Annotated in this window: 17 protein-coding genes, 1 tRNA gene and 2 pseudogenes; 10 read left to right on the forward strand and 10 right to left on the reverse strand. The window is 72.4% G+C overall.

All coding sequences use genetic code 11. The features are described 5' to 3' along the window. Positions 1-43: 43 nt before the first annotated feature. Positions 44-295 carry a hypothetical protein gene (locus Prubr_RS02820; RefSeq protein WP_212821338.1) on the forward strand — a complete coding sequence of 84 codons (252 nt, stop codon included), beginning with the start codon at positions 44-46 and terminating at the stop codon, positions 293-295. A 17-nt stretch (positions 296-312) separates the two neighbouring features. Here Prubr_RS02820 and mdlC read toward each other — a convergent pair whose 3' ends face one another. Further along, positions 313-1,908, reverse strand: coding sequence for a benzoylformate decarboxylase (gene mdlC / locus Prubr_RS02825; protein ID WP_212821340.1), 1,596 nt, complete (start codon positions 1,906-1,908; stop codon positions 313-315). Positions 1,909-2,045: 137 nt separating this feature from the next. On the opposite strand from mdlC, the gene Prubr_RS02830 reads away from it, so the two are divergent. The 3 genes from Prubr_RS02830 (at position 2,046) to Prubr_RS02840 (ending at position 4,316) form a co-directional block, all read left to right on the forward strand. Next, a complete protein-coding gene (locus Prubr_RS02830) occupies positions 2,046-2,312 on the forward strand; it encodes a hypothetical protein (protein WP_212821342.1) in 267 nt (88 codons plus the stop codon). Between the two features lie 280 nt (positions 2,313-2,592). Further along, a complete protein-coding gene (locus tag Prubr_RS02835; protein WP_212821344.1) occupies positions 2,593-3,918 on the forward strand; it encodes a cytochrome P450 in 1,326 nt (441 codons plus the stop codon). Between the two features lie 101 nt (positions 3,919-4,019). Then, positions 4,020-4,316, forward strand: coding sequence for a hypothetical protein (locus Prubr_RS02840; RefSeq protein WP_212821347.1), 297 nt, complete (start codon positions 4,020-4,022; stop codon positions 4,314-4,316). A gap of 59 nt (positions 4,317-4,375) precedes the next feature. Here the strand turns inward: Prubr_RS02840 and Prubr_RS02845 are convergent. From Prubr_RS02845 to Prubr_RS02865, 6 genes and pseudogenes are all read right to left on the reverse strand, one after another. Further along, positions 4,376-4,447, reverse strand: a tRNA-Val gene (locus Prubr_RS02845). A 74-nt stretch (positions 4,448-4,521) separates the two neighbouring features. Beyond that, the gene (locus Prubr_RS02850; RefSeq protein ID WP_212821349.1) at positions 4,522-4,986 is read right to left on the reverse strand and encodes a peroxiredoxin; all 465 of its coding nucleotides are present in this window, start codon (positions 4,984-4,986) and stop codon (positions 4,522-4,524) included. A 224-nt stretch (positions 4,987-5,210) separates the two neighbouring features. Continuing rightward, positions 5,211-5,645, reverse strand: a complete 435-nt coding sequence (locus tag Prubr_RS02855) for a DUF3052 domain-containing protein (RefSeq protein ID WP_212821351.1) — start codon at positions 5,643-5,645, stop codon at positions 5,211-5,213. Positions 5,646-5,786: 141 nt separating this feature from the next. Further along, positions 5,787-7,775: pseudogene (locus tag Prubr_RS02860) on the reverse strand (transketolase C-terminal domain-containing protein); the annotation flags it as partial. Between the two features lie 99 nt (positions 7,776-7,874). Continuing rightward, positions 7,875-8,216, reverse strand: a pseudogene (locus Prubr_RS38105) (MFS transporter); the annotation flags it as partial. 39 nt (positions 8,217-8,255) lie between these two features. Further along, positions 8,256-9,890 (reverse strand): mucoidy inhibitor MuiA family protein, encoded by a 1,635-nt coding sequence (locus Prubr_RS02865; protein WP_246568251.1) that lies wholly within the window; start codon positions 9,888-9,890, stop codon positions 8,256-8,258. A gap of 345 nt (positions 9,891-10,235) precedes the next feature. On the opposite strand from Prubr_RS02865, the gene Prubr_RS02870 reads away from it, so the two are divergent. From Prubr_RS02870 to Prubr_RS02885, 4 genes are all read left to right on the forward strand, one after another. Then, entirely contained in the window at positions 10,236-10,640 is a 405-nt protein-coding gene (locus Prubr_RS02870) for a YjbQ family protein (RefSeq protein ID WP_212821356.1), read from the forward strand. A 695-nt stretch (positions 10,641-11,335) separates the two neighbouring features. Next, the gene (gene aceE, locus Prubr_RS02875) at positions 11,336-14,095 is read left to right on the forward strand and encodes a pyruvate dehydrogenase (acetyl-transferring), homodimeric type (protein WP_212821358.1); all 2,760 of its coding nucleotides are present in this window, start codon (positions 11,336-11,338) and stop codon (positions 14,093-14,095) included. 225 nt (positions 14,096-14,320) lie between these two features. Continuing rightward, positions 14,321-15,658 carry a GH1 family beta-glucosidase gene (locus Prubr_RS02880; protein WP_212821360.1) on the forward strand — a complete coding sequence of 446 codons (1,338 nt, stop codon included), beginning with the start codon at positions 14,321-14,323 and terminating at the stop codon, positions 15,656-15,658. Further along, the gene (locus Prubr_RS02885) at positions 15,655-16,929 is read left to right on the forward strand and encodes an MFS transporter (RefSeq protein ID WP_212821362.1); all 1,275 of its coding nucleotides are present in this window, start codon (positions 15,655-15,657) and stop codon (positions 16,927-16,929) included. Before Prubr_RS02880 ends, Prubr_RS02885 begins: the two co-directional genes overlap by 4 nt. Positions 16,930-17,060: 131 nt before the next feature. Here the strand turns inward: Prubr_RS02885 and Prubr_RS02890 are convergent, their stop codons facing one another. Next, positions 17,061-18,350 (reverse strand): SLC13 family permease, encoded by a 1,290-nt coding sequence (locus Prubr_RS02890; RefSeq protein WP_246568253.1) that lies wholly within the window; start codon positions 18,348-18,350, stop codon positions 17,061-17,063. A 150-nt stretch (positions 18,351-18,500) separates the two neighbouring features. Here Prubr_RS02890 and gltX point away from each other — a divergent pair, with 150 nt between their 5' ends. After that, positions 18,501-19,910 (forward strand): glutamate--tRNA ligase, encoded by a 1,410-nt coding sequence (gltX, locus tag Prubr_RS02895; protein ID WP_212821364.1) that lies wholly within the window; start codon positions 18,501-18,503, stop codon positions 19,908-19,910. Positions 19,911-19,978: 68 nt separating this feature from the next. On the opposite strand, the gene Prubr_RS02900 is transcribed toward gltX, so the two are convergent. Continuing rightward, positions 19,979-20,557 (reverse strand): copper resistance CopC family protein, encoded by a 579-nt coding sequence (locus tag Prubr_RS02900; protein ID WP_212821366.1) that lies wholly within the window; start codon positions 20,555-20,557, stop codon positions 19,979-19,981. A gap of 244 nt (positions 20,558-20,801) precedes the next feature. On the opposite strand from Prubr_RS02900, the gene Prubr_RS02905 reads away from it, so the two are divergent. After that, on the forward strand, positions 20,802-21,458 hold the full coding sequence (locus Prubr_RS02905) for a hypothetical protein (RefSeq protein WP_246568255.1): 657 nt from the start codon (positions 20,802-20,804) through the stop codon (positions 21,456-21,458). 80 nt (positions 21,459-21,538) lie between these two features. Here Prubr_RS02905 and Prubr_RS02910 read toward each other — a convergent pair whose 3' ends face one another. Further along, positions 21,539-22,189: a response regulator transcription factor gene (locus Prubr_RS02910; RefSeq protein ID WP_212821368.1), complete on the reverse strand. Its 651-nt coding sequence runs from the start codon at positions 22,187-22,189 to the stop codon at positions 21,539-21,541. Between the last annotated feature and the right edge of the window lie 5 nt (positions 22,190-22,194).

The following is a 22,194-nucleotide window of genomic DNA, read 5'->3' on the forward strand; positions in this document are numbered from 1 at the left end:
CCGATTCGCTGCGGTGGGCGCGAGATCCGCACAGGATGGGGGCATGGCATCCACCATGCAGATCCCCTTGGTCGACGGACCGGCGGCGGGTACGACCGTCACCGCCGAACTGGACCGCAACGGCCGCCCGGCACTGACCCACCATCACCGCGTCAGCGGCGAACTGCACGACGCCGAGGTCTACGAACTCCAGACGGCAGACGGTGCCGGACGCTGGATCTACCGCTGGCGCGGCCCGGCCGGCGCACTGCCGACCCTGCCCACCCCACCCAACCCCACGGCACCCCCCGCGTAACCGCCGAACGGGCCGGGCTACAGGATCGGGGGGACGTCGGAGGTGATCGGGACCGCCAGGACGGTGGGCCCCTGGGCACGTAGGGCGGCCGCCAACGACACCGCGAGCGCGTCCGCCGACTCGACGACCGCCGACTCGCAGCCGAACCCGCGCGCGATCGTCGGAATGTCCAGCCCCGGCAGGTCCAACCCCGGCACCCCGGACGCGTGCTTGTGCTCGGCGAACGACTTCAGGATCGCGTACTGGCGGTTGACCGGCACCACGAACACGACCGGCAGCCGCTGCTGCGCCGCCGTCCACAGCGCCTGCACCGAATACTGGAACGAGCCGTCGCCGATGACCGCGACCACCGGGCGCTGCCGGCCGGTGTGCCGTTCGCCGAGCGCGATGCCGACCGCCGCCGGCAGCCCGAACCCGAGGCCGCCGCTGGCCATGGTGAAGTACGACATCGGCCGGGTCACCGGCAGCCGCCGGCGCAGGGCGGCCAGGTTCGACGGTGTCTCCTGCACGAGTACGCCGTCGTCCGGCCAGTGCCGGCCCAGCGTGGCGAAGAGGCAGTCGGGCGACATCGGCGTACCCGGTTCCGGCGGCTCGGCGGCCGGCCGGACCGGCGGCGCCGGCCGGTCGGACACCGGCAGCAGTTCGGCGAGGGCGGCGCAGACCAGGGCGGCGTCGCCGAGCAGGCTGTCGCCGACCGGTGCCCGGGCGGCTTCCGCCGGATCGTCGGTGACGTGCAGCAGCCGGGCACCCGACGGCAGATAGTCGCCCGGCACGTACGGGTAGTAACGGAACACCGGGGCACCGATCACCAGGATCGTGTCGTGGCCCTTCAGCTTGTCGGTCAGCGGCCCGATCGCGAACGGCAGCACCCCCTGGTACTGCGGGTGGTCCTCGGGGAAGCCGGCCCGCTCGGGCGCCGGCGCCGACCACACCGGCGCCCGGAGCCGCTCGGCGAGCGCGACCGCGGCCGGCCAGCCACCGGCCCGGTCCACCGCCGGCCCGGTGACCAGCACCGGAGTACGGCTTCCGGTGAGCATCTCGGCGAACTCCGCGAGCCGCCCCGGGTCCGCGCCGATCCGGGTGCTGACCCGCCGTACGACCGGCCCACCGACCGCCTCCTGCTGCCAGTCGTCGTACGGCAGCGACAGGAACACCGGCCCACCCGGCGGCTGCACCGCGGCGGCGTACGCCCGCATCAACGCGCCCGGAATGTCCTGGGCGCGGGCCGGCTCGTAGCTCCACTTGACGTACGGCTGGGCCAGCTCCGGCGCGCGCAGCGCGGTCAGCCGCGGTTCGATGAGCAGCATCTCGCGGGTCTGCTGGCCGGCGGTGACGATCAGCGGCGTCTTGTTGTGCCAGGCGGTGGCAAGATTGCCCATGCCGTTGCCGGTGCCGGGCGCGGTGTGCAGGTTCACGTGCGCCGGCCGCCCGGTGACCTGCGCATACCCGTCGGCCATCGCCACCGCCGACGCCTCCTGCAGGGCGAGTACGTAGCAGAAGTCGGACGGGAACTCCTGCAGAAAAGGCTCTTCGGTCGAGCCGGGGTTGCCGAAGACCGTGGTCATCTCCAGCTCGCGGAGCAGTTCGTACGTCACATCGCGCACCGTTGCCATGCGCTGCACGTACCCACGTCGCCGCCCGCTATCCGGCCGGGCCCGCCCGTGAGCGCCCCGGCAGGAACGTTGTCCGCTCGTCCGATACTCGGAAGCGCTCCGGTAACACGGCGACCCGAACGCGAGGAACGAGAATCGTGGAAACCACCTTCGAGGACCTGTCCCGCTGGTTCGACCAGGGGGTCGCGCAACAGGCCACCCACCTGATCGTCGTCTGCGACACCTTCGACTACACGGACTTCCCGGTCTACGTGCGGCCGGGCGAGGATCCGCGTGCCGTCGTCGACCGCGAGGCGGCGAAGTCGATGCAGGGCATCCACGAGGTGTACGACCTCCGCCTGGACAAGGCCACGCAACTCCAGGAGCGCCGCGCATACCGCCTCGACGGCCCGGGCGGCGCATGAGATCGGGACTATTCTCAGCCGGGGCACAGCCCATTGCCGGACGCCCGAATCGCATGGCACCATCTGGCCAGACACTCACCCCTACCGATATCAGGAAGGTGTTCATGCGTCGGTCGCTGCGCCACGTCGTCGCTCGCCTGCTCGGCAAATCGCAGGTCAGCGGACGTTACCCGTACTGGTTCTACAACTACCAGTAGAACGATCCCACCACCGCCCGGACAGTGGGCGGGTACCGATCACAGGATCCCCGGCCGGGATCCTGTGATTCCCCGGAGGGAACATGCCACGCGGCGACGAGGGCCGGCGGCCACCGGGTCCGCGCGGGCACTGGCTCATGGGCAACACCCCCGAATACGACGCCGACCGGATCGGGTTTCTCCGCCGCTGCCACCGCGAGTACGGGGACGTGTTCTCGTACGACGAACGAACGGTGTTCGTCATCGACCCGAAACTGGCCCACGACGTGCTCGCCGACCCCAGCCGCAGCTTCGTGACCGAACTGGCGCCGTTCGACACCGGGCGGAATCTCGGCCGGGCCGTCAGCCAGGGCAACTCCTGGATGTCGGCACGCCGGTCCGTATGGCCGGGGCTCAACCACACGGCGGCCGCCCTGGCGGACGGCCGGACGGTCGAGATCCTCGACACCGTCATCGACGCGGCCGCCGGTCGCGAGGTCGACGTGCTCACCACGATGCGTACGTTCACCGCCACCGCGATCGCCGACTACTGCTTCGGCCCCGACGCCACCGGCATCCCCGGGCTGCTCGCCGACAACATCGAGGCCACCCGGCCGTTCGCCGGTACGTCGTACCAGTTTCCCGCGTGGCTCCCGCTCCGCCGCCACCGCCGGCTCTTCCGCGTCCACCGGCAGACCGTCGAGACACTGACCGGGATCGTCCGGTGCCGGCGGGCCTCAGGCACCCGGGCCTCCCCCGGCGACCTGCTCGACTTCCTGCTCGCCGCCGATCCGGAGATGCCCGATCCCGCCGTCATGGCGACCCTGCGCGGCATCCTCATGGGCGGCCACGGCGTGCCGGCCGCGGCGCTCGCCTCCATCGTCCGGGAGCTCGCCGCGCGACCACGGTTGGCCGCCGAACTGGCGGCGGAGGCGGACGGATCGACCAACGGTACGGCCCCACCGGCGGCCCGGCTCCCGTTGGCCGAGGCCGTGGTCAAGGAGGTCCTCCGGCTCCACCCGCCGGTGTGGCTAATGACCCGCACCGCCCACAAGGCCGTCGACCTGGGCGGTTGGCCGCTGCGCGCCGGTGACGACGTGCTACTGAACCCGTACCTGATCCACCGGGATCCGCGGTGGTGGCCCCGACCGGACGAGTTCGAACCGGGCCGATGGGCCGCCGGACAGCCGGCACCCGGCGCCGCGTATCTCCCGTTCGGTGCCGGCCCACGGGTCTGTCTGGGGTCGGCGCTGACCATGCGGCAGCTCACCCTCGCCACCTCACGCCTGGCCCAGCGCCACACCATCGATTCGCCGAACGTCGCGACGGCCGTCCCCGAGTTTCTCGGGCGGCTCGCGCCGGTCGGCCTGCGGGCCCGCTTCCGGCCATCCTCCGGCCGATCCGCCGCAGCCGCCCCTCCGTCAGCTTGATCGTCCTGCAGGAGCCTCCTGTTCGGACTGTCCAACTTGTTATGTCGGTGGCGTTGGGCATAATCAATCTGCTCGCAAGGCACCCGATCGAGAGGAAGCGCATGAAGCGCAACGTTGTACGTGTGCTGGCGGTCATGGCCCTCGTCGCCGCCGGATCGGTGGTGGCGTCCGCGCCGGCCGTCGCCAGCGATCGCCCCGGTGACATCTGCGTGACCAACCAGTCCACCTGGCTGCGCGACCAGCCCTGGGGCGGCGTCCTGCGCACCCTGAGCCCCGGACGGGGCTTCCGCGTTCACTCGATCTACGGCGGCAGTGACATTCAGACGTGGTACTACGGCCACGGGGCCGAGGCACCGGAGCAGGACGGCTGGATCCCGGCCGCCAACTGCAACTGGTAGATGCTTCACCAAGCGGGCCGCCGGTCATCCGGCGGCCCGTCTTCGTGCTGTTCAAAGGGTGGGCGCGGCAGGTTTCGAACCTGCGACCCCTCGCTTGTAAGGCGAGTGCTCTCCCACTGAGCTACGCGCCCGGACGCTTCGCAGCGTGTCGGCGGCGGTCAGCTTACCCTGCTACCGCCGCCGACCGCACTGCGGATACGGCCGGTCAGGCGGAAACCGCCGCCAGCGCCTTGCGCCAGCCTTCCTGGTCGCGTGCCTGGCCCGGCATGTTCATCTCGGAATACTGCACGACGCCGGCCTTGTCGATGACGAAGGTACCCCGGTTGGCGATGCCGGCGACCTCGTTGAAGACGCCGTACGCCTGGGCGACGGCCCCGTGCGGCCAGAAGTCGGCCAGCAGCGGGAAGTTGAAGCCCTCCCGGTCGGCCCAGACCTTGTGGGTGTAGGCGGAGTCGACGCTGACGGTGAGCACCTGGACCTCGTCGTTGACGTACGCGTTGAGGTTGTCGCGCACCTCGCACAGTTCGCCCTGGCAGACGCCGGTGAAGGCGAGCGGGTAGAAGACCAGCAGGACGTTCTTCTTGCCCCGGAGGTCGGAGAGCCGTACCTCCTGGTTGTTCTGGTCCTTGAGCACAAAGTCGGGCGCCTCGGCGCCAACCTCGATCGGCATTCAAGCTCCTTAAGATCGTCGCGACGGCATTAGCGTGCCATGCCCGGCCGGGGTGACGGCCGACACACCGGTGTCATCGGCGGCAGCCCCCGCACCGCCGCCGACACCGACACCGACCACACCGGGTCGGGCCACGGTTCCCAGGCATGACAAAGAGCCGTGACGGGACGGTCACGGCTGATCCTGGTACGGCGGGCCGCCCCGCGCGGCCCGCCCACCGGGTGTTACTTGCGGCGGGCAGCGCGGGGTGCGACCAGGCGCGCCCCGCTCCAGTCCTTGCCGGCGTTGATCGTCGACGTCTGCTGGAGTCCTGCGGTCGACGCCGATTCGCTGATGTCGCTCGGCTCGACGTGCCCCCCGCGCCCGGCCTTGGGCGTCAGCAGCCACACCACGCCGGCGTCGGCCAGCGGGCCAAGTGCGTCGGTCAGGATCTCGAACAGGTCACCGTCCCCGTCGCGGTACCAGATCAGTACCGCGTCGACGACCTCGTCGGTGTCCTCGTCGACCAGTTCCCCGCAGCGGTCGGTCAGGGCGTCGCGGAGATCGTGGTCGACGTCATCGTCGTACCCCATCTCCATGACGACGTTTCCCGGTTCGAGTCCGAACCGGTCCGCCACGCTCCGTACGCCGTCGGCGGCCTGACCAGCGGTCGCGCTCACTGTCGCGTGCCTCCCTCTCCTAGCGTTCCCGCCGGCGTCGGACGACGCCGGCAAGCTTTCCCGGCATCGTCCGACGCCGGCAGGCCAAAGTCCACACAGTCGGGCCGCCACATGCAAGTGGCGCACCGAGTGCAACGGAATTTACCGTGCCAGCAGCGTATGGGCACCCTGGGTGATGGCATCTTCGGTCAGCAGAACGTGACGAGCGGCCGGCCCCAATGGGATGAACGTGTCGACCGATGCGATCCGGCGGGCGGAGCCGACATATCCGGCATCGACGAGGGCGGCGATGATGCCCTCGCCGACCCCGCCGGAGCGGCGGGTCTCGTCGACGATCAGCACCCGGCCGGTGGCCGACGCCTCCCGGATGATGTCCGCGGTCGGCAGCGGGGCCAGCCAGCGCAGGTCGACGACGCGGCTGCCAATCCCCTCGCCGGCCAGCCGGGCCGCGGCGCGCAACGACATCCGTACGCCGTTACCGAACGTGATGATCGTGATGTCCTCGGCCGTGCCGACCCCGTAGACCCGGGCCCGGCCGACCGGTACGTGTCCGGCCGCCCACCCGTCCGGCCCGACGTAGTGGGCCAACCACTCGCCGTCGCCCTCGGTGTAGAGGTCGCGGGTGTGGTAGAGCGCGATCGGCTCCAGGAAGACGCAGACGGAGCCGTCGACGGCCGCGCTGGCCAGGCAGGACCGCAGCATCGGCGCGGCGTCGTCGGCCCGCGCCGGCACGGCGAGCACGATCCCGGGTACGTCGCGCAGCACGGCGACCGAGTTGTCGTTGTGGAAGTGGCCGCCGAAGCCCTCTTCCTGGTAGGCGAGTCCGGCGACCCGCAGCACCATCGGGTTGCGGTACGCGCCCTGGGAGAAGAACCGCATCGTGGCCGCCTCGCCGCGCAGCTGGTCCTCGGCGTTGTGCAGGTAGGCGAGGTACTGGATCTCGGGAACCGGCAGGATGCCGGCGAGCCCCGAGCCCAGCCCGAGGCCGAGCAATGACGTCTCGTCGAGCAGGGTGTCGAAGACCCGGCTCGGCCCGAACCGCTCCCGCAGCCCCTTCGTGACGCCGTACACGCCGCCCTTGGCCGCGACGTCCTGGCCGAACACGACGGTGCGGGGGTGGTCGAGCAGCGCGTCGGCGAGGGTGGCGTTGATGGTCTGGGCCAGGGTGAGCGGGCCGCCGTCCTCGGGCAGGTGGTCGCCGAACGCGGCGGCGCGGGCCGCGGCACCGGGTCCGGCGGCCCGTACGGCGGCGTCGGCGACGGCCCGGGAGACGCGTACGGGGCGCCGGGGCGCGAGTGGTGCGACGACGTCGGCGGCGTTGTCGAGCTTCGGTTCGGCGAGCACCTCCTCGGCGATCCGGCGCACCTGCCAGCCGATCTCGTCGTAGCGGGCGGTCAGCTCGTCAGGGGTGAGCAACCCGGCCTCGGCGAGCAGGCGGGCGGTGGCGACCACCGGGTCGCGGGCCACGTCGCGGCTGATCTCGGCGGGCTGGCGGTAGGTGACCTCGGCGTCGGCGCCGGCGTGGCCCATCAGCCGCACCGTCGACAGGTGCAGTACGGCGGGCCGGCGGTGCCGGCGTACCCAGTCGGCGGCCTCCCGGGCGACGTCGTACGTCTCGGCGAGGTCGCAGCCGTCGGCGGCGAAGTAGCGGATGCCGGGGCGGCTGCCCAGCGCGGCGGCGACCCAGCCCTGCGGGGAGCGGACGCTGATGCCGAGCCCGTTGTCCTCGCAGACGAACAGCACCGGGATCCGCAGCCCGCCGTGGTCGCACCAGCCGGCGGTGTTGAAGGCGGCGGTGGCGCTGGCGTGGTTGACCGACGCGTCGCCGAAGGAGGCGACCACGACGGCGTCGGCGGGCCAGTCCGACCCGGTCGCGGTGCCGGTACGGTCGGCGCCGGCCGGACGCGGACCCGGGCCGGGCCGGGCGAACGGGCCGGAGCCGGTGGGCATCCGGCGCAGCCGCTCGATGGCGAAGCCGATGCCGACCGCGCGGGGCAGGTGCGAGGCGATCGTCGAGGTGGTCGGGACGACGTGCAGGTCGGCGTTGCCGAAGACCTTGTGCCGCCCGCCGGCGATCGGCTCGTGGGCGGAGGCGACGATGCCGCGCAGCACATCGCGGGCGGCCCGGGCGAGCGGTTCGTCGGGCCGGTGGCCGGGGTCGTCGTCGCCCTCGCCGGGCCCGGCGCCCCGGCCGGCGGAACCCTCCGGGTCGCCGGACGATTCCGCACCGGCCTGGACGGCGCGGGCGCAGTAGAAGCCGCCCGACCGGTAGTGCAGCAGGGCCGGGTCGGTGGGGCGCAGCGCGGCGGCGACGGCGGCGTTGCCCTCGTGCCCGGACGAGCCGGTCGTGTAGTAGCCCTCGCCGAAGCTGCGCAGCCAGCGGGCCGCGAGGTCGAGGTGGCGGCTGGTGAGCTGGGCGTCGAAGAGTTCCAGGGCGCGGTCGCCGGTGAGGGTGCTGCCGTCGCGGACCGGCCCGCCGGACGGACGCCGGGCCGCGGCGCCGGACAGGCCGGCGACCGCTTCCCGGAACCGCTCATCGAGATCTTGCGGGGTGGTCACGTCCGACAGCATTACCGAACCGGTGGCCGGCCGGCCACTCGGCGAACGGCGTTATTCACGCCAGCCGGACAGCTCCACCGACTTGGTCTCGACCCGGATACCCAGGAGGACCTCGCGGGATTCGCCCGGTGGGATGGCCAGCCGCCAGGTCAGTTCACCCATGTCGGTACGTTCGGCGGGCGCCGGTTCGAGACGGATGTCACGTACGATGATCGCCTCGTCGAGCGACACCGGCAACTGGTCGAGCACGGTCACCCGGGCCGGACGCGGGGTGTGGTTGGCGACCGAGATGCGGTACTCGACCTCGCGGCGCCGGGTGGAGCCGAGCGTCGCCTTGCTCGCGGTGCGCCGGATCCGTTCCCGCTCGACGCGTACCCGGTCGTCGCGGCCGAGGGCCAGCTCGACCTCCTCGCCCGGTGCCCACGTCTCCAGCCGGGTACTGCCGACGAAGTCGCCGCCGTGGAAGACCGAGGCGGGACCGGGCAGGAGGGTGTGCGCCGAGGAGTTGACCACGGTGGCGCGCAGGTGCGCGTCGGTCGACTGAACGGGCGCGGTGACGTAGTCGAGCGCCGTGGCCAGGTCGAGCACGGCCACGGTCGCCCGGTGGGCGCTGCCGTCCGACGGCACGGCCACCGGCCGCGTCGGCCGGTAGGTGGCCGCCGACGGCCCCTGCTCGACCGCCGCGGCCCGTTCCGCGACCGGTGGCGCCGGGGCGCCGGCACGCGGCCTCGCCCCGGGCGGCGGCCCGGAGGGCGCGGCCGGTACCGGCATGCCGTCCGCCATCGACGCGGCGCCGAACATCGGCTCGGCACGCACCGGCATCGGCCGGACCCGGTCGATCAGCCACGGCCGCAGCTCGGGCACGGTGGCGGTGTCGGCGGGCCGGGCGGTGGACAGCGCCAGGTCGCACTCCGGCCAGTCCTCGCCGGTGTGCTGGATGACCAGGCCGAACCAGGTCAGCGTGAGCCGCTCGGCGGATGCGCCGCCCGGCTGGGCAGGGCCGTCGTCGAGCCGTACGTCGTACGTCGACGTCCAGCCGGCATTGCTGACCACGTACGTCAGCTCGAGCTGAACCTCGGCGTCGGCCTCCGCGACCTCGACGATGACCACGGCGAAGAGCTGGTCGGGGCGGCGCCGCTCGGCGAGCGTCTTGAGCTGCCGGTCGAGCGCGGCGACCTCGTCACGGGCCTCGTCGCGGCGGCGGGTGGTGCCACGCTGGCGGGACTTGCTGGCGGTGAGCAGCTCGGCGAACGTTTCGGCGAACCCGGCAACGTCGTTCGGGGCGGCGTCGCCGCTGGCGAGCGCCCGGGCGTAGGTGCCACCGGCCCGCTGGGCGAGCAGGGAGAAGAACTCGGCGCGCTGGTTCTCCACCGCGTCGGCGTCGGCCAACTCGGCGAGTTCACCGGCCAGGACCCGGCGCCGCTCCTCCAGGTCGGCGGCGAGCGGGTCGGCGGTCCGCGCCTGGTGGTGCCTGACGAGATCGACGCCGAGCACGGTGGCCGGACCGTGCCCACCGACCCGTACGGAGTCGCGGTGCAGGCCGACCGGCAGCGGGCCGATGCGGACCCGGTGCTCGCCGGCGGGCAGGGTGACGGTGCCGCGCCGGGTCACCCGGGCACGGTCGGGATAGACGGTTACGGCAACGATCGGCGCGGCGAGCTCGGGGTCGGGCACAGGAGTGGTCACGGGGGCGAGGCTAACCAACACCTGCGACACCGGCTGCCCCACGAAAGGCGCGACTGGGGCGCGGGCGGGGCGGGCACGGGGCGGGGCGGGCACGGGCACGGGGCACGGACGCGGGCACGGGCACGGGGCACGGACGCGGGCACGGGCACGGGGCACGGACGCGGGCACGGGCACGGGGCACGGACGCGGGCACGGGGCACGGACGCGGGCACGGGGGGGCGTCGATGATCGTCTGCTGTTCAGGCGTTCGTCGGGCGGCGTGTCGGCTGTCCCAGCAGCAGACGATCACCGCAGCGGCAGGCGGCCGGGGCGCGGCGGGCCGGGATCGGGTGCAAACTGACCGGTATGCGAAGCGAGGTCATCACGGTTCGGACCGGCACGCGGCCCACCGTCTCGGACATCACCGCCCAGGCCGAGCGGTTCGTCGACGGCGCCGGTGACGGGCTGCTGCACGTGTTCGTCCCGCACGCAACGGCCGGGGTGGCGATCATCGAGACCGGGTCGGGGTCCGACGACGACCTGATCACGGCGCTGGACGCGGTGCTGCCGGCGGACAACCGCTGGCGGCACCGACACGGGTCCCCCGGACATGGCCGCGACCACGTAATGCCGGCGTTCGTGGCGCCGTACGCGACGGTGCCGGTGCTCGGCGGCCGGTTGATGCTCGGCACCTGGCAGTCGATCTGCCTGGTCGACCCGAACGGCGACAACCCCTCCCGCGAGGTGCGGTTCTCCTTCCTGGCCGGCTGACCGCCCCGCCCTGCCACGCCCGGGCAGCCGGCCACCGTCCCGCCGCGCCCCGGCCGCCCGCCGCTGCGGTGATCGTCTGCTGCTGGGACAGCCGACACACCGCCCGACGAACGCCTGAACAGCAGACGATCATCGCCACCTGCCCCGTGCCCGCGCCCCGCCCACCGCCCACCTGCGGCACCCCACCCGCACCGCCACGCACCCGCCCGCACTCGCCGCGCACCGCCGCACCCCGCCCGCACCGCCGCACCCGCCCGCACTCGCCGCGCACCGCCGCACCCCGCCCGCACCGCCGCACCGCCGCACCCGCCCGCACCGCGCACCCGCCCGCACCGCCGCACCGCCGCACCGCCGCACCCGCCCGCACCGCGCACCCGCCCGCACCGCCGCACCGGCCGCACCCGCCCGCACCCGCCACGCTGACACGGACGCCGGCGATCCCCGGGGTCCGGTGCCGGCCATCACGCCGACCACCACGCCGGCCGCCGACCCGCCCGAGTCGTGCCAGATCGTCAGGTAAGCGCATTCCTCAGCACCCTCCGCGTCCGATAGCCGACAAAGCTGTTGCCAGGAAGTTACCGGCCGGTACCTGTGTCGAGCGTCGCGTCTGCCGGTCCTAGACGTGACGGGACCGGGCATGAGAAGGCAGGATGGCGCTAGAGACCTATCCCACACACACAACCGAGGGAACGCCTGTGGCCACGGAACGCAAGCGCCCGGTGATCAGCGACGGCCTACCGAGCCAGCTTCCGGACATCGACCCTGAAGAGACCAGCGAATGGGTCGAGTCACTCGACGGGGTGATCGACGATGGCGGCGCCAAGCGCGCCCGCTACGTCATGCTGCGCCTGCTGGAGCGGGCGCGTGAGCGTCAGGTCGGCGTACCGCCGCTGACCACCACCGACTACATCAACACGATCGCCCCGGAGCGGGAACCGTGGTTCCCCGGTGACGAGGCGGTCGAGCGGCGGATCCGGGCCTACATCCGGTGGAACGCCGCGATGGTGGTGCACCGGGCGCAGCGGCCCGAGATCGGGGTCGGTGGACACATCTCCACCTACGCCAGCGCCGCGTCGCTCTACGAGGTGGGCATGAACCACTTCTTCCGCGGCAAGAACCACCCCGGCGGCGGCGACCACATCTTCTTCCAGGGCCACGCCTCCCCCGGCATGTACGCCCGCGCCTTCCTCGAGGGCCGGCTGTCGCAGGACCGCCTGGACGGGTTCCGGCAGGAGCTCTCGCACGCCGGTCTGGGTGGTGGCCTGCCGTCCTACCCGCACCCGCGGCTGATGCCGGACTTCTGGGAGTTCCCGACGGTGTCGATGGGCCTGGGCGGCATCAACGCCGTCTACCAGGCCCGCTTCAACCGCTACCTGCACAACCGCGGCATCAAGGACACGTCCGACCAGAACGTATGGGCGTTCCTCGGCGACGGTGAGATGGACGAGCCGGAGTCGCTGGGCGCGATCGGTCTGGCCGCCCGCGAGGAGCTCGACAACCTCACCTTCGTGATCAACTGCAACCTGCAGCGGCTCGACGGTCCGGTGCGCGGCAACGGCAAGGTCATGCAGGAGCTGGAGGCGTTCTTCCGGGGCGCCGGCTGGAACGTGATCAAGGTCGTCTGGGGCCGCGAGTGGGACCCGCTGCTCGCCGCCGACACCGACGGCGCGCTGGTCAACCTGATGAACACCACGCCGGACGGTGACTACCAGACCTACAAGGCGGAGTCCGGGGCGTACGTTCGCGAGCACTTCTTCGGCCGCGACCCGCGCACCCGCAAGATGGTCGAGCACCTGTCCGACGACGAGATCTGGAACCTCAAGCGCGGCGGGCACGACTACCGCAAGCTCTACGCGGCGTACAAGGCCGCCAGCGAGCACACCGGGCAGCCGACCGTCATCCTGGCCAAGACGATCAAGGGCTGGACGCTCGGCCAGCACTTCGAGGGCCGCAACGCCACGCACCAGATGAAGAAGCTGACGCTGGACGACCTGAAGACGTTCCGCGACCGGCTCTTCCTCGACATCTCCGACAAGCAGTTGGAGGAGAACCCCTACCTGCCGCCGTACTTCCACCCCGGTGAGAAGTCCGACGAGATGCAGTACCTGCAGGAGCGGCGCAAGCAGCTCGGTGGGTTCGTGCCGAGCCGGCGGACCAAGACGGTCCCGCTGGCCATCCCGGAGTCGAAGCAGTTCGGCGACGTCAAGCGCGGCTCGGGCAAGCAGAAGATCGCCACCACGATGGCGTTCGTCCGGCTGCTCAAGGACGTGATGAAGGACAAGGAGTTCGGGGCCCGCTGGGTGCCGATCATCCCGGACGAGGCCCGCACGTTCGGCATGGACTCGCTCTTCCCGACCCGCAAGATCTACTCGCCGCACGGGCAGAAGTACACGTCGGTCGACCGCGAGCTGTTCCTGTCGTACAAGGAGTCCACCGCCGGGCAGATCCTGCACGAGGGGATCAACGAGGCCGGCTCGGTCGCCTCGTTCACCGCCGCCGGCACCTCGTACGCCACGCACGGCGAGCCGATGATCCCGCTCTACATCTTCTATTCGATGTTCGGGTTCCAGCGCACCGGCGACGCCTTCTGGGCGGCGGCCGACCAGATGGCGCGCGGCTTCGTGCTCGGCGCCACCGCCGGACGCACCACGCTCAACGGTGAGGGCCTGCAGCACGAGGACGGCCACTCGCACCTGCTCGCCGCGACCAACCCGGCCGTGGTGGCGTACGACCCGGCGTTCGCGTTCGAGATCGCGCACATCGTGGAGAACGGCCTGCACCGGATGTACGGCGAGGAGCAGGAGAACATCTTCTACTACCTCACCGTCTACAACGAGCCGATCGTGCAGCCGGCGGAGCCGGAGAACGTCGACGTCGAGGGGCTGCTGCGCGGCATCTACCGCTACGCCGCGGCACCGTCGGTGTCGGGCGGCGACGGCTCGGCGCCGCGGGCCAACATCCTGGCCTCCGGTACGGGCATGCAGTGGGCGCTCAAGGCGCAGCAGCTGCTGGCCCAGGACTGGGGGGTGGCCGCCGACGTCTGGTCGGTGACCTCGTGGACCGAGCTGCGCCGCGACGCGGTCGAGTGCGAGGAGCACAACCTGCTCAACCTCGGTGCCGAGCCGAAGGTGCCGTACATCGCCAGCAAGCTCGCCGACACGCCCGGCCCGGTCGTGGCGGTCAGCGACTGGATGCGGGCCGTCCCCGACCTGATCGCCCGCTGGGTGCCGGGCGACTACACGTCGCTGGGCACCGACGGGTTCGGCCTGTCCGACACCCGGCACGCGCTGCGCCGGCACTTCCACGTCGACGCCGAGTCGGTGACGGTGGCGACGCTGGCCCAGCTCGCCCGGCGCGGTGAGGTACCGGCGTCGGTACCGGCCGAGGCGGCGAAGAAGTATGCGATCGACGACGTCAACGCCGCCCCGGTCGGCGAGACCGGCGGCGACTCGTAGGAACGCTCCACCCTTCATTGATCAAGGGCCTGTCGGCGCGGTCCCCTGCCGGGGACCGGTCGGCGGGCCCTTGACCGTCTCCGGGGCGCCAACCCGGTCCGGCGGTCGGCGGTCCGGCGGTGACGGAATCCACCCGCACAAGGCGTCTTTCGACAGAATCGGGGGTTCCGGCGGAACGGGGCGGAGCATAGAGTCCGAGCATCTTTCGCGTTCGAGGAGTCCGCAATGGCCCTTCCGCCGCTACCGGCTTTCCCGACCGGCTTCACCTGGGGTGTGGCCACCTCGGCGTACCAGGTCGAGGGTGCCGTAGACACCGACGGGCGGGGGCCGTCCATCTGGGACACCTTCGCCCACGAACCGGGTCAGATCGCCGACGGCAGCACCGGTGACGTCACCTGCGACCACTACCACCGCTATCCCGAGGACGTCGCGCTGATGTCCGGGCTCGGCATCGACGCCTACCGGTTCTCGGTCGCCTGGTCGCGTATCCAGCCCGACGGCACCGGACCGGCCAATCCGGCCGGGCTGGCGTTCTACGACCGGCTCGTCGACAGCCTGCTGGCCGCCGGCATCGACCCGGTCGCCACCCTCTTCCACTGGGACCTGCCCCAGGCGTTGGAGGACGGCGGCGGCTGGATGGACCGGGACACCGCCTACCGGTTCGCCGACTACAGCGCCCTCGTCGCCGCCGCGCTCGGCGACCGGGTCAAGCTGTGGATCACGCTGAACGAGCCGGTCGTGCACATGACCTACGGCTACGCCATGGGGGTGCACGCCCCCGGCCGGATGATGCTCTTCGACGCGTTCCCCGTCACCCACCACCAGTTGCTCGGGCACGGCCTGGCGGTCGCCGCGGTCCGGGCGCACTCCGGAAGCCCGGTCGCGATCGCCAACAACTACTCCCCCGTACGCGCCTGCGGCGACACGGCCGCCGACCGGGCCGCCGTCGCCGCGTACGACGCGCTGCACAACCGGTTGTTCACCGACCCGCTGCTCGGGCTCGGCTATCCGACCGAGATCGACTTCGACCTGTCCGCCGTCCACGACGGCGACCTCGACGTGATCGCCGCACCGATCGACGGGATCGGCGTCAACTACTACAACCCGACCGGCATCCGGGCCCCCGACGAGGGCCACCCGCTGCCGTTCGAGATGGTCCAGCTCGACGACTACGCAACCACCGGGTTCGGCTGGCCGGTCGTCCCGGACGGCCTGCGCGACGCGCTGGTCACGCTCACCACCCGGTACGGCGCCGCGCTGCCGCCGCTGTACGTCACCGAGAGCGGCTGCTCCTATCCCGACGTCGTCGGGCCGGACGGCGACTGTGCCGACCCGGACCGGGTGGCGTACCTCGACAGCCACCTGCGCGCGGTCCGGGCCGCGATCGACGAGGGCGCCGACGTACGCGGTTACTTCGTCTGGTCGCTGCTGGACAACTTCGAGTGGGCCGAGGGCTTCAGCCAGCGCTTCGGTCTCGTCCACGTCGACTTCGACACCCGGATCCGCACTCCCAAGACCTCGTACGCCTGGTATCGCGACGCGATCCGCCAGGCCCACCGGTGACGACGTTCGACCCCACCGCCGCACTGCCGGCCGCTCTCGCCGAACCCACGACCCGGGTACGTCGGAGCTGGGTCGCCCTGCTCTTCAGCGCCAACCTCGGCCTGTGGATGGCGTTCTTCACCCCGATCCAGGTGCTGCTGCCGCAACAGGTCGAGGCGATCGACCCGGCCCGCAAGGAAACCATGCTGGCCTGGGTGACCGGCATCGGCGCGCTCGCCGCGATCGTCGCGAACCCGCTCGCCGGTGCCCTCTCCGACCGCACCTGCCTACGGATCGCCGGGCGCGAGTTCGGCCGGCGGCACGTCTGGACCGCGGCCGGAGCGCTGCTCGGCGCGGTGTCGCTGCTGCTGCTGGCCAACCGGCAGACCGTCGTCGGCGTGACGGTGGCCTGGGTCGCCGCGCAGGTCTGCTTCAACGCGATGCTGGCCACGCTCACCGCGGCCGTACCGGACCGGGTGCCGGTCGCCCAGCGCGGCGGTGTCTCCGGCTGGATCGGCATCCCGCAGGCGCTCGGGCTGGTCGTCGGCGTGGTGCTGGTGACCGCGGTGGTCACCGGGAACGCCGCCGGCTACGTCGCGATCGCCGTCGCCGTGGTGCTGCTCGCGGCGCCGTTCGTCCTGTTCACCACCGACGACCCGCTGCCGCGTACGCACCGCCCGGTGCTGCGCTGGCGGCAACTGTTCGCCGGCATGTGGATCAGCCCGCGCCGGCACCCGGACTTCGCCTGGGCCTTCGCCACCCGGTTCCTGGTGCAGCTCGGCAACGCGCTGGGCACCCTCTACCTGCTCTACTTCCTCGCCGACCGGGTCCGGTACGCCGACCCGGAGTTCGGCCTGCTGGTGCTGATCCTGCTCTACACGGCCGGGCTGATGGTGACCGCGGTGGTCGGCGGGCGGCTGTCGGACCGCTCCGGCCGGCGCAAGGTGTTCGTCGTCTGGTCCGGGGTGATCATGGCGGTGGCGGCCCTGCTGCTCGCCGTCTGGCCGGTCTGGCCGGCGGCGATGGTCGCCGCGGTCCTGCTCGGCGCCGGGTACGGCGTCTACCTGGCGATCGACGCCGCGCTGATCACCCAGGTGCTGCCGAAGGCGACCGACCGGGCCCGCGACCTGGGAGTCATCAACATCGCCAACTCCGCCCCGCAGGTCCTCGGCCCCGCCCTGTCCGCCCCGATGGTCGTTCATCTGGGCGGCTACCCCACCCTCTACGCCGTGACCGCCGTGGTCACCCTGCTGGGCGGCGCCCTGGTCCTGAAGATCCACTCCGTTCCCTGACCCCAAGATCCCCGTGATCAGGGACCAGGACGTGCGTGTCGTCGGCGCGTCGGGGTGCAAACTCCCTGATCACCGCGATCAAGGAGGCGCCCCGCGGCGGGAGGCGCGCGGGGCGGGAGGCGCCGGCGCGGCTAGCCGGCGGTCAGGAGCAGGGCGGGGACGGCGGTGGCCAACACGACGACGGCGGTGACCAGGCCGGTGAGCAGGAACCGCCGCCAGGGCACCGCCAGCCCGGCCGCCCGGCAGCGCTCCAGCCACAGCAGGGTCGCCAGGGACGCCCACGGCAGCACCAGCGGCCCCGCGTTCACCCCGATCAGCAGCCCGAGCAGTTGGTCGGTGTGCCCGGCCGGCACCACCGCCTCGCCGGCGACGTACGCGGGCAGGTTGTTCAGCACGTTGGCCAGGACGGCGCCGACGGCGGCGGCCAGGCCGATCCCGGCCGGTCCGGGATCGGTGCCGACGAGCCCCGCCAGCAGGCTGGACAGCCCGTGCCGGCCGACCGTCTCCACGATCAGGAAGAGGCCGGTGACCAGCACCGGCAGCCGCCACGGCAGCAGGCTCCAACGGAACGCGGCCCGGTCCCGTACCGCGAAGGCGACCAGCACCACGACGGCGCCGGCGACCGAGACGGCGGCCAGCGGGACCCCGGCGACGATCCCGGCCACGAACAGGACGCACGCCGCCGCGGCGACCCGGAACAGCACCGGGTCCGCCGGCCGGTGCGGCACCGGCACCGGGTAGCGGGCGGCGGCGTCCCGCCGCCAGTGCAGCAGCCAGAGGCAGGCGGCGGTCGCCAGCACGGCGACGAGTTGCGGCCCGGCCATCCGCCCGGCGAACGCGGCCACCGGCAGCCCGAGCCGGTCGGCGGCGAGCAGGTTCGTCAGGTTCGACACCGGCAACAGCAGGCTCGCCGTGTTGGCCAGCCACACCGTGGTCATCGCCAGCGGCAGGGCGGCGAGCCCGAGCCGGGCGGCCACGGCCAGCATGACCGGCGTCAGCAGGACCGCCGTCGTGTCCAGGTTGAGGAAGATCGTGGTCAGCGTCGCGAACGTGACGAGCAGCGCGAACAGCGCCCACCGCCGGCCCCGGCCGAGAATCGCGATCCGGACCGCGACGGCGTCGAAGACCTGTGCCCGGGCGGTGAGTTCGGCGAGTACGACCACCGCCACCAGAAAGACCAGCAGCGGGCCGGTCCGGCGGACGGTGGCCAGCGCGTCGGCCGCGGGCAGCAGGCCCGTCGCGACGAACAGCACGCCGGCGGCCAGGGCGGCGACGGCCAGCCCGTCGAGGGTGCCGGCCCGGCGCAACGCGGCCGGCACCGGCCGTGGCGGGCGGCGCGACCCGCCCCGGGACGGGCGGCGCGGCGGCGGCACCGGCCGGGCCGGCGGTGGACCGGCGACCGCCGTCGAGACTTCCTCCACCGGCGGTCCCTCCCGCGCCGTATCCACCCCCGGCGCGTGCCCGGCCGTGGTCCGGCGAAGACGGTACCGCCCATGGGGCGCCGCGCGGCCGGAACGTGACGGGGGAAACCTGGTGGCGGCCGACCCGGTCGCCGGTCGTAGGCTGGGGGCGTGACGGTACGCGTACGCTTCGCCCCTTCTCCGACTGGAATGTTCCACGTCGGCGGCGCCCGGTCGGCCCTGCAGAACTGGATCTACGCCAAGCAGCACGACGGCGTGTTCGTCCTGCGGATCGAGGACACCGACGCCGCCCGCAACCGACCCGAGTGGACCGAGGGCATCCTCGACGCGCTCGACTGGATCGGCATCGAACGGGGCAGCTACGAGGGTCCGTACTTCCAGTCGGCGAACGCGGGCGAGCACCGCGCCGCCGCCGAGAAGCTGCACTCCGGCGGCCTCGCCTACTACTGCGACTGCACCCGGGAGGCGGTCCAGGCCCGCACCGGTTCGCAGTACCAGGGCTACGACGGCTTCTGCCGGGACCGGGGCCTCGGCCCCGGCGAGGGCCGGGCACTGCGGTTCCGTACGCCGGACGACGGCGCGACCCGGGTCGTCGACCTGATCCGGGGCGAGCCGACGTTCGAGAACAAGCTGATCGAGGACTTCGTCATCGCCCGTGGCGACGGGTCGCCGGTGTTCCTGCTGGCCAACGTCGTCGACGACATGACCATGGGCATCACCCACGTCATCCGGGCCGAGGAGCACCTGCCGAACACGCCGAAGCAGCAACTGCTGTGGGAGGCGCTGGGCGCCCGCCCGCCGGTCTGGGCGCACGTGCCGGTGGTGGTCAACGAGAAGCGGCAGAAGCTGTCGAAGCGGCGCGACAAGGTGGCCCTGGAGGCCTACCGCGACGAGGGCTACCTCGCCGACGCGATGCGCAACTACCTGATGCTGCTGGGCTGGGCGCCGTCCGGCGACCGGGAGATCGTGCCGTGGTCGGTGATCGAGGACGAGTTCCGGCTCGAGGAGGTCAATCCGTCCTCGGCGTTCTTCGACGAGAAGAAGCTGCGCGCCTTCAACGGCGACTACATCCGGGCGCTGCCGGTCGAGGAGTTCGTCGCCGCCTGCGACCCGTGGCTGACCGGCACGGCGACGATCGCCGCCCCGCCGTGGCGGCCGGAGGACTTCGACCCGGTGGCGTTCGCGGCGGTCGCGCCGCTGGCCCAGACCCGGATCGCGGTGCTGAGCGAGATCGTGGCGAACGTGGACTTCCTGTTCCTGCCGACGCCGCCGGTCGACGAGGCGGCGTGGGCAAAGGCGATGAAGGAGGGCTCCGCCGAACTGCTCGGCGCGACACTGGCCGCCTTCGAGGCGCTGCCGGAGTGGACGGCGGACGCGCTGAAGGCGACGCTGGAGGAGGTCGGCGCGCAGCGCGGCCTCAAGCTGGGCAAGGCCCAGGCCCCGGTACGCGTCGCGGTCACCGGCCGCACGGTCGGCCTGCCGCTGTTCGAGTCGCTCGAGGTGTTGGGCCGCGAGCGGACCGCGACCCGGATCCGCGACGCGATCGGCCGGCTGGGCTGATCCGGTCCACGTAGCGCGGAGGGGCTGTCGCCGGTGGCGGCAGCCCCTCGCCGTGTTTCCGGCCGGGCTCAGGTACGCCGGCGGCGGACCCCGAAGGTGACCAGCGCGACGATCGCGGCCACCAGGACCAGGCCGCCGACCAACCAGGGCCACATCGGGCCCTCCTCGTTCTCGGCCGCGGCCGGGGCGAGCGACGGCGTCGCCGCCGGTGACGAGGGCGCCGGGGTCGGCTCGGCGGTCGGGGTCGGCGGCACGCTGGGCGTCGCCCCGACCGAGAGCGTGAACGTGACCGATCCCTTGATCGGGTGGGTGTCGCCGGAGATCACCTCGTACGCGACGGTGTAGAGCCCGGCCGGCCCGAGCGTGAAGGGCACGGTGACCCGGTTGCCGTCGAAGGTCGGCTCCCCGCCGTACGTCGCCGCGCCGTCGGGGCCGGTCACGGTCACCTTGGTGGTGGCCGGGTCGAGCCGGGACAGGAAACGCAGCTGCACCGTCTCCGGGGCCTCGTCGAGGGTGGCGCCGTTCTCCGGGTCGCTGCCGGTGAAGGAGTTGTGCGCGGCGGCCGGACCGGCGAGTAACAACACACTCAGCGCACCCACGATGACGCCGAGCGTCAATGTCGCCAACCTGTGGCCCCTGCCACCCATGCAATCCTCCGCGCAGTTACGATTCGGCCGCTAACGATCGACTCAAGTTGTTGGTCGGTCAGCCGTGTCAGATAGTTCCAATTAGTGCACCGGACATGTGCAACCGAGCGGCGCCGGGCGGCGTCTTTGCCTTGAGAGGCGAAGTTCTCCGGCGCATCGCGGTATCCGTCCGCCAACCACAGCAGACACCACCAGCACCAGACCCAGCAAGACCATCCATCGATACGGGGCGAGGAGGTCGGCCGTGAGCCGTGGGGTGGGCCGTCGAACCATTGTGGGAATCGCGTTGCTCGCCGTGGGCCTGCTGACGCTGTCCGCCGCCCCGGCGGCGTACGCCGCCCCCGAGGTGCCACCGACGCCGACGTCGGTGACGATCAGCGGCGACGATCTCGCGGAGCCGCTCGTGGTGGTGGCCGAGCAGCAACCGGAGATCTTCACCGCGGTCATGGACCAGGTCAACTGGCTCGAGCGGGCCTGGCACGCCGCCACCCCCAAACCCGAGACGCTCGGCCCGAAATACGTCGTGGTCGTGTCGATCGAGGACGAGGCGAAGGAGACGTACGACCTCTATCCGCTGGCCGGCGGCGGCCCGCGCGCATTCCGTCCCGCCAAGCAGCCCGACAAGCGCAAGACCACCGAAGCCTGGTTCTTCGGCCGGCTCAGCATGCCGGAGGCGCTGCGGGTGGCCGGTGCCCCGCTGCCGGAGCAGAACGACGCGGTCAGCGCCGGAATCGGCGGCGGTGAGCGGGCGATCCCGGAGGACGCGCTGCGCCCCGGTGACGACCTCGACGAACTGCTCGCCGACCTGCGGGAGGTGCTGTTGATGAACGCCGCCGTGGTGGTGGCGATCACCCTGGGCCTGGCCGGCATCGCCCTGCTGGTCCGCCGCCGCACCCGGTGACGTCCCGCCGGCCGGCACGAACCGGCCGGCACGCGCGACCCGGCCGGCGCACCCGACCCGGACGGCGGCCGTCGACCGGGTCAGCGGCCCAGGCCGGCCTCGCGGGCCCGGACGATCGCCTGGGCCCGGTCCGCGACCTGGAGTTTCGTGAAGACGTTCGAGACGTTGTTGCGCACCGTCTTGGGCGACAGGAAGAGCCGGTCCGCGATCTGCCGGTTCGACAACCCGCCGGCGATCAGCCCCAGCACCTCCCGCTCCCTGGCGGTGAGCTGCGGGAACGGGTCGGTGTCGGCCCGGCTGGCCGTCGCCAGGGTGGCGAAGTAGCTGGCCACCCGGGCGGCGAGGGCCGGCCCGAAGATGACCTCCCCACCGGCGACCGCGGTGATCGCCCGCAGGATCTCGTCCTGGTTGGCCCCCTTGAGCAGATAGCCGCGGGCGCCGGCGAGCATGGCGGCGAAGACGCTCTCGTCGCCGTCGTGCATGGTCAGCACGAGCACTCCGGTCGACGGGGCGTCGGCCAGCACCCGCCGGGTCGCCTCGATCCCGTCGAGCCGGGGCATCTGGAGATCCATCACCACGACGTCGGGGCGCAGCTCGGCGGCGAGCTCGACCGCCTCGATCCCGTCGGCCGCGGCGCCGACGACGTCGACGGTGCCGGTGGAGGTCAGCATCATCCGTAGCCCGTCACGGTAGACGGGGTGGTCGTCGGCCACCAGCACCCGGAGCGTCATCCCGG

This window comes from Polymorphospora rubra, from assembly GCF_018324255.1.
Taxonomy (GTDB): domain Bacteria; phylum Actinomycetota; class Actinomycetes; order Mycobacteriales; family Micromonosporaceae; genus Polymorphospora; species Polymorphospora rubra.

Excerpts from the sequence above, each read along its gene's own strand:
- Prubr_RS02820 (WP_212821338.1), top strand. The coding sequence starts at position 44 with ATGGCATCCACCATGCAGATCCCCTTGGTCGACGGACCGGCGGCGGGT.
- mdlC (WP_212821340.1), bottom strand. The coding sequence starts at position 1,908 with ATGGCAACGGTGCGCGATGTGACGTACGAACTGCTCCGCGAGCTGGAG.
- Prubr_RS02835 (WP_212821344.1), top strand. The coding sequence starts at position 2,593 with ATGCCACGCGGCGACGAGGGCCGGCGGCCACCGGGTCCGCGCGGGCAC.
- Prubr_RS02840 (WP_212821347.1), top strand. The coding sequence starts at position 4,020 with ATGAAGCGCAACGTTGTACGTGTGCTGGCGGTCATGGCCCTCGTCGCC.
- Prubr_RS02850 (WP_212821349.1), bottom strand. The coding sequence starts at position 4,986 with ATGCCGATCGAGGTTGGCGCCGAGGCGCCCGACTTTGTGCTCAAGGAC.
- Prubr_RS02870 (WP_212821356.1), top strand. The coding sequence starts at position 10,236 with ATGCGAAGCGAGGTCATCACGGTTCGGACCGGCACGCGGCCCACCGTC.
- Prubr_RS02880 (WP_212821360.1), top strand. The coding sequence starts at position 14,321 with ATGGCCCTTCCGCCGCTACCGGCTTTCCCGACCGGCTTCACCTGGGGT.
- Prubr_RS02900 (WP_212821366.1), bottom strand. The coding sequence starts at position 20,557 with ATGGGTGGCAGGGGCCACAGGTTGGCGACATTGACGCTCGGCGTCATC.
- Prubr_RS02910 (WP_212821368.1), bottom strand. The coding sequence starts at position 22,189 with ATGACGCTCCGGGTGCTGGTGGCCGACGACCACCCCGTCTACCGTGAC.